At 65.1% G+C, this 5613-nt stretch carries 7 protein-coding genes; 4 read left to right on the top strand and 3 right to left on the bottom strand.

All coding sequences use genetic code 11. The features are described from left to right. Positions 1 to 70: 70 nt before the first annotated feature. On the bottom strand, positions 71 to 1009 hold the full coding sequence (locus tag DTW89_RS18515; protein WP_114657007.1) for a LysR family transcriptional regulator: 939 nt from the start codon (positions 1007 to 1009) through the stop codon (positions 71 to 73). A 105-nt stretch (positions 1010 to 1114) separates the two neighbouring features. On the opposite strand from DTW89_RS18515, the gene DTW89_RS18520 reads away from it, so the two are divergent. From DTW89_RS18520 to DTW89_RS18535, 4 genes are all read left to right on the top strand, one after another. Next, the gene (locus DTW89_RS18520) at positions 1115 to 1816 is read left to right on the top strand and encodes a pirin family protein (protein ID WP_114657011.1); all 702 of its coding nucleotides are present in this window, start codon (positions 1115 to 1117) and stop codon (positions 1814 to 1816) included. 211 nt (positions 1817 to 2027) lie between these two features. Beyond that, a complete protein-coding gene (locus DTW89_RS18525; protein WP_111866615.1) occupies positions 2028 to 2582 on the top strand; it encodes a flavodoxin family protein in 555 nt (184 codons plus the stop codon). Positions 2583 to 2609: 27 nt separating this feature from the next. After that, positions 2610 to 3017, top strand: a complete 408-nt coding sequence (locus DTW89_RS18530; RefSeq protein WP_024814997.1) for an OsmC family protein — start codon at positions 2610 to 2612, stop codon at positions 3015 to 3017. After that, positions 3014 to 3901, top strand: a complete 888-nt coding sequence (locus DTW89_RS18535; RefSeq protein ID WP_114657008.1) for a pirin family protein — start codon at positions 3014 to 3016, stop codon at positions 3899 to 3901. The genes DTW89_RS18530 and DTW89_RS18535 overlap by 4 nt, the downstream gene beginning before the upstream one ends. Positions 3902 to 3967: 66 nt before the next feature. On the opposite strand, the gene DTW89_RS18540 is transcribed toward DTW89_RS18535, so the two are convergent. Then, positions 3968 to 4735: a sulfurtransferase gene (locus tag DTW89_RS18540; RefSeq protein ID WP_114657009.1), complete on the bottom strand. Its 768-nt coding sequence runs from the start codon at positions 4733 to 4735 to the stop codon at positions 3968 to 3970. A gap of 60 nt (positions 4736 to 4795) precedes the next feature. Then, a complete protein-coding gene (locus DTW89_RS18545) occupies positions 4796 to 5608 on the bottom strand; it encodes a MinD/ParA family protein (RefSeq protein ID WP_114657010.1) in 813 nt (270 codons plus the stop codon). Between the last annotated feature and the right edge of the window lie 5 nt (positions 5609 to 5613).

The following is a 5613-nucleotide window of genomic DNA, read 5'->3' on the forward strand; positions in this document are numbered from 1 at the left end:
GCCTTTCGGAGACGGTCGGCTGGAGAAATCTAATAAGAGCCACTCTACACGCGTGGCGCGGGGTCGGACATCAGAAATGATGGTGGTTTTCCAGCAGGGCATGGCGCGTGGCCGTGCTTTGCAGCTGATTCAGCCACCATTGCAGTGCGCGCCCGGGCGTCGTGAAACCGGGACCGCCCCATGCATAGTGAATGCGCAGGCTGCGCTCGGGCCGGGCTACGCGGCGTGCCACCAGATGGCCGGCCTCCACATAGGGGCGCACCATGGGTTCCGGCAAAAAGCCTCCGCCCAGGCCGCGCAGCTGCGCCTGCACCTTGGCCTGCATGGTGTCCACCGTGAGCACATCCTGCCCGCCCAGCAGGCCCATGGTGGCACCGCCGCGCTGCGCCGAGTCGGCCACGGCCACCGCGCGGTGCTGCAGCAAGGTGGCGTCGGTGATGGGCTCTGGCACCGCCGCCAGCGGGTGGTGCGGTGCCACCACGTAGATGAACCGCAACTCGCCGAGCAGCCCTTGCTGCAGGCCGGCCACGTTCGAGCCCTCGGCCGAGACGCCAATGGCCAGATCGGCGTTGCCGGTGGTCAGTGCCTCCAGGGTGCCGGTCATGATGCCGTCACGCAGTTTGAGGTGGGTGGGCGGGGCCATGGCATAAAACGCATCGACCAGTTCCAGCATGGTGTGTGGGGAGACCACGCCGTCCACGGCAATCGTGAGCTGGGGCTCCCAGCCTGTGGCCACGCGGCGCACGCGGTTGGCCACGGCATCGATCTCGCGCAGCAGCCGTGCGCCTTCGCGCAGCAGCTCGGCGCCGGCTTCGGTGGGGCGTGCCTGGCGGGCTGTGCGATCAAACAGCAGCACGTCCAGGGCGTCTTCGATCTGGCGCACCCGGTAGGTCAGCGCGCTGGGCACCAGGCCCAGGTGCCGGGCTGCGGCCGCAAAGCTGCCGGTTTCCGAAATCACCTGCAGCATGGCAAGGCTGTCCGGGGTGAGAACGTCGTAGGCGTGGGGCATGGTGCAGCAATGTTAGTTCAGATTTTTTGAACGATTCCGACAATCCCCCAGACCCTGCAGCGCAGGCCCGCCCCCTACAGTCGAGTCTTGAAAGGAGCAATGACCATGCTGACTGTTCGAAAATCGCAAGACAGGGGCCACGCTGACCATGGCTGGCTCCATTCCTTCCACAGCTTTTCCTTTGCGGGTTACCACGATCCGCGCCACATGGGCTTTGGCAACCTGCGCGTCATCAACGAAGACCGCATTGCGCCCGGCACTGGCTTTGGCACCCACAGCCACCGCGACATGGAGATCATCAGCTATGTGCTGTCGGGCGAGCTGGCCCACAAGGACAGCATGGGCAACGTGAAGGGCATTCCGCCCGGCGACGTGCAGCGCATGAGCGCTGGCACCGGTGTGACGCACAGCGAGTTCAACCACGCTGCCGGCCAGACCACGCATTTTCTGCAGATCTGGATAGTGCCCGACGAGCGGGGCATTGCGCCCAGCTACGAGCAAAAGACGTTCACTGCCGCCGAAAAACGCGGTGCATTGCGGCTCGTGGCCTCACCCGACGGAGCGCAGGGCTCGGTTACCGTGCATGCCGATGCCACGCTGTATGCGGGGCTGCTGGATGGCCCGGAGGCCGTCACCCAGCCCCTCAACCCGGCACGCAAGACCTATGTGCACCTGGTGCGCGGTGCGCTGTGTGTGAATGGCCAGCCACTGGCCGCAGGCGATGCCGCGCTGCTCGAAAACGAATCGTCCCTGGCGCTGACCGGTGGCCAGGACGCCGAGGTGCTGGTGTTTGACCTTGCCGCCTGAGATTTGCGCCGCTGCCGGTTTGTCTGGTTCTTTTTTTCTGGCGCTCACCCTATCGGCCTCTTTGCAAAATCCGGTGGCCGTGGTGCCGGCGCCTGGAGCGTGGACGGCCAGCGCGCAGCCCGCTAAGCTCTGCGAACGTATTTCTCGGTCCACCCCACCTTTCCGAGGGTGACGCGTGGGTCTTTTTTCTCTTGCACAGAAGGATTCATCCATGTCTTTGATTGCAGTGGTTTATCACTCCGGCTACGGCCACACCCAGCGCATGGCCCAGGCCGTGGCCGATGGCGCGGACGCCCAGTTGGTGGCGATTGATGCCGACGGCAACCTGCCCGAAGGCGGCTGGGAGACCCTGCTGGCCGCCAAGGCCATCATCATGGGCTCTCCCACCTACATGGCAGGCCCAAGCTGGCAGTTCAAAAAATTTGCGGATGCCTCGTCCAAGCCCTGGTTCAACCAGTCCTGGAAAGACAAGCTCTTTGCGGGCTTCACCAACAGTGCCAGCATCAACGGCGACAAGCAGGTCACGCTCGACTATCTGTTTCATCTGGCCATGCAGCATGGCGGGCTGTGGGTGGGCGCGGGCATGATGCCTGCCAACTCGAAGGCGGCCACGCGCAACGATGTCAACTGGATGGGCGCGTTCAGCGGCGCCATGGCGCAGTCGCCCTCGGATGCCTCTGCCGCCGAAATGTTGCCCGGCGATCTGGAAACGGGCCGGTTGCTGGGCCAGCGCGTGGCGGCGGTTGCGGCACGCCTGGGCGACTGATGCATCAAACCACTTTGGAGTCGCCCCATGGCCATTGAACTCAATCGCATCGTCTCCACGCCCATGGCGCAAACGCTGACCATTCGCAGCCACGCGCTGGTGGTGGATGGCACCGCTGCAGAGGGAGGCGACGACACAGGCCCCAACCCGCACGACCTGTACGACGCGGCGCTGGGCTCGTGCAAGGCGCTCACGGTGCTCTGGTACGCGCGCCGCAAGGGCATTCCCGTGACCGACGTGCGCACGGTGATCGAGCGCGACGCTTCGGCCGAGCGCGCGGGCACCTACCACCTTGCAGCCCGTATGCAGATCAGTGGCGATCTCAGCGATGACCAGTTGCAAGAGCTGCAGGCCGTTGCGCACAAATGCCCGGTGCACAAGCTTATGACGGCCGTCACCACTGAAATCACCACTACCGTGGAGCGCATGGCATGAGCATGGCGCCACTGGTGCTCTCCGGTCATTTGAAGGATCTGGGGGGCGGGTTTACGGTGCGCAGGCTCCTTCCCGCCGTGCAGTGCAAATCGGTGGGGCCGTTCCTGTTTTTTGATCACTTTGGCCCCGTTACCGTGCAGCCCACGGACGAATACGACGTGCGGCCGCACCCGCACATCGGCCTGGCCACCGTGACCTACCTGTTTTCGGGTGCCATCCTGCACCGCGACAGCCTGGGCAGCGTGCAGCAGATAGAGCCCGGCGCCATCAACTGGATGACCGCCGGGCGCGGCATCGTGCATTCCGAGCGCCGGCCTTTGGCATTGGCCAGTCAAAGCTATGTCAACCACGGCATCCAGCTGTGGTCTGCACTGCCACTGGGGCAGGAAGACTGCCCGCCTTCGTTCACGCACACACCTGCCAGCGCCATTGCGCAGCGATCGGTGGGCGACGCCACGGTGCGGGTGCTCATCGGGTCGGCGTTTGGCGTGACCTCGCCGGTGGCCGCGATGTTGTCCACGCTGTACCTGGATGTGCAGCTGCCGCCACAAGGCGTGCTAGAGCTGCCCGCCCTGGCGCAGGAGATGGCGGTGTACCCGGTGGATGCCGCCGTGCGGCTTGATCGCCAGCCGCTGGCCGAGCACACCATGGCCGTGTTGCCGCCCGACGCATCGGCGCGGTTGCAGGCGGGCGCCACAGGGGCGCGGCTGATGGTGATAGGTGGTGCGCCGCTGGATGCACCCCGCCACATGTGGTGGAACTTTGTCTCCAGCAGCAAAGACCGCATCGTGCAGGCAGCCCACGACTGGGAAACCGATCAGATGGGTCAGGTGCCCGGAGACACCGAGCGGATTCCCTTGCCGGCGCACCGTTTCAAGCCGTGATGCAAGGTTGTACGCAGGTTAGCAGCCAAATAGGCCTCTAGCGCTTGTGGCGTAAGCGCTGATAGCTCATGTATTTATAGCGTCTTCAGCCTTGGCGCTGAGGGTGCCCACAGCGAGGTCGGCGGCCAGCGTGCGGCGCTCGTCAAACACAAAACAGCCGCCGTGGTAATGCGCGCCATCCGTTTCTTCGAAATATTTCAGGATGCCGCCTTCGAGCTGGTAAACATGCGCAAGGCCTTCCTCGCGCATCAAGATGGCGGCCTTTTCGCAGCGGATGCCGCCGGTGCAAAAGCTCACCACCGTCTTGTCCGCCAGCTCGGCCTTGCGGGCCCGCAGGGCCGGGGGGAACTCGGTGAATTTGTCGATGCGCCAGTCGATGGCGTTGCTGAAAGTGCCTTCGTCCACCTCGAAGGCATTGCGTGTGTCCAGCGTCACCACTGGGCGGCCCGCATCATCGTGGCCCTGGGCCAGCCAGCGGTGCAGGGTGGCCGGTGTCACGGCCGGTGCCCGGCCTGCCGAGGGCTGAATGGCAGGGTGGTCCATGCGAATGATCTCGCGCTTGACCTTCACCAGCATCTTGCGAAACGGCACAGTGCCTGACCAGCTCTCCTTGGGGGCCAGGTCGGCAAAGCGCGGGTCGGTGCGCAGGGCATCGACAAAGCCGCGCACCGCCGCTGCCGGGCCTGCCAAAAACATATTGATGCCCTCATGGGCCAGCAAAATGGTGCCCTTGAGCGCGGCAGCCATGGCGCGCTCGTGCAGCAGATCGCGCAATGCCGCTGCATCGGGCAAAGGCACGAACTTGTAGCAGGAGATGTTCAGGACTGGGTTCACGGCGGATATCTCAGGACGGCGCACCCGCCCGCGGGCAGGCGCTGCGCCGGTGCCGTGCGCTCAGGCGGTGGGCACCAGCAGCGTGGATTCGATCTTGTTGGCCAGCTGGGCAATGGCCAGCGCCGCAGCACAGCCCGGCGTTTGCAGCAGCAGCAGCTGGCGGCGCATGACGGCATCCCGCACCGCAGGGTCGGCCGGGATGTCGCCCATGTGAATCAGGCGCATGGCACGGCCCGATTCGGTGCTGACAAAGCGGTCGAGCACCTGCTGCAACTGGCTGGTGATGGCACGGCCATCGCCCGGGCGGGCGGCCTGGTTGATGACCATGCGCACATGCTGGCGCTTTTGCTGCATGGCCAGCACCTTGATGGCCGCATAGGCATCGGTGAGCGAGGTGGGCTCAGGGGTGGCCACGATCAGCACCTCGGACGCCAGCGAAACGGAAAACAGCACCACATCAGAGATGCCGGCGCCGGTGTCGAGCAGCACCACGTCGTACTTGGGCGTGATCGCCTGGATGACGTTGAGAAACTGGTTGCGTACCTCGGGGGTCAGGCGCGAATACTCGACCATGCCTGAGCCCGCCAGGAGCACCGAGAAACCGCCTGGCGCCTGGATGATGGCGTCCTGCAGGGGTGCTTTGCCGGTAAACACGTCATGCAGCGTGATCTTGGGGTGCAGGTTCAGCACCACGTCAAGGTTGGCCAGGCCCAGGTCGGCGTCGAGCACCAGCACACGCTGGCCTCGTCGGGTCAGGGCTGCGGCCAGGTTGGCAGAAACAAAGGTCTTGCCCACGCCGCCTTTGCCGCTGGTGACGGCAATGATGCGTGCACCGGTGCCTGGCGCCGCAACGGGGGGCGTGGTGGGCGGCACAGGGG

Origin of the sequence: Acidovorax sp. BoFeN1, assembly GCF_003345135.1 — a bacterium.
Taxonomy (GTDB): domain Bacteria; phylum Pseudomonadota; class Gammaproteobacteria; order Burkholderiales; family Burkholderiaceae_C; genus Acidovorax; species Acidovorax defluvii.

Excerpts from the sequence above, each read along its gene's own strand:
- DTW89_RS18535 (WP_114657008.1), top strand. The coding sequence starts at position 3,014 with ATGAGCATGGCGCCACTGGTGCTCTCCGGTCATTTGAAGGATCTGGGG.
- DTW89_RS18525 (WP_111866615.1), top strand. The coding sequence starts at position 2,028 with ATGTCTTTGATTGCAGTGGTTTATCACTCCGGCTACGGCCACACCCAG.
- DTW89_RS18530 (WP_024814997.1), top strand. The coding sequence starts at position 2,610 with ATGGCCATTGAACTCAATCGCATCGTCTCCACGCCCATGGCGCAAACG.
- DTW89_RS18515 (WP_114657007.1), bottom strand. The coding sequence starts at position 1,009 with ATGCCCCACGCCTACGACGTTCTCACCCCGGACAGCCTTGCCATGCTG.
- DTW89_RS18520 (WP_114657011.1), top strand. The coding sequence starts at position 1,115 with ATGCTGACTGTTCGAAAATCGCAAGACAGGGGCCACGCTGACCATGGC.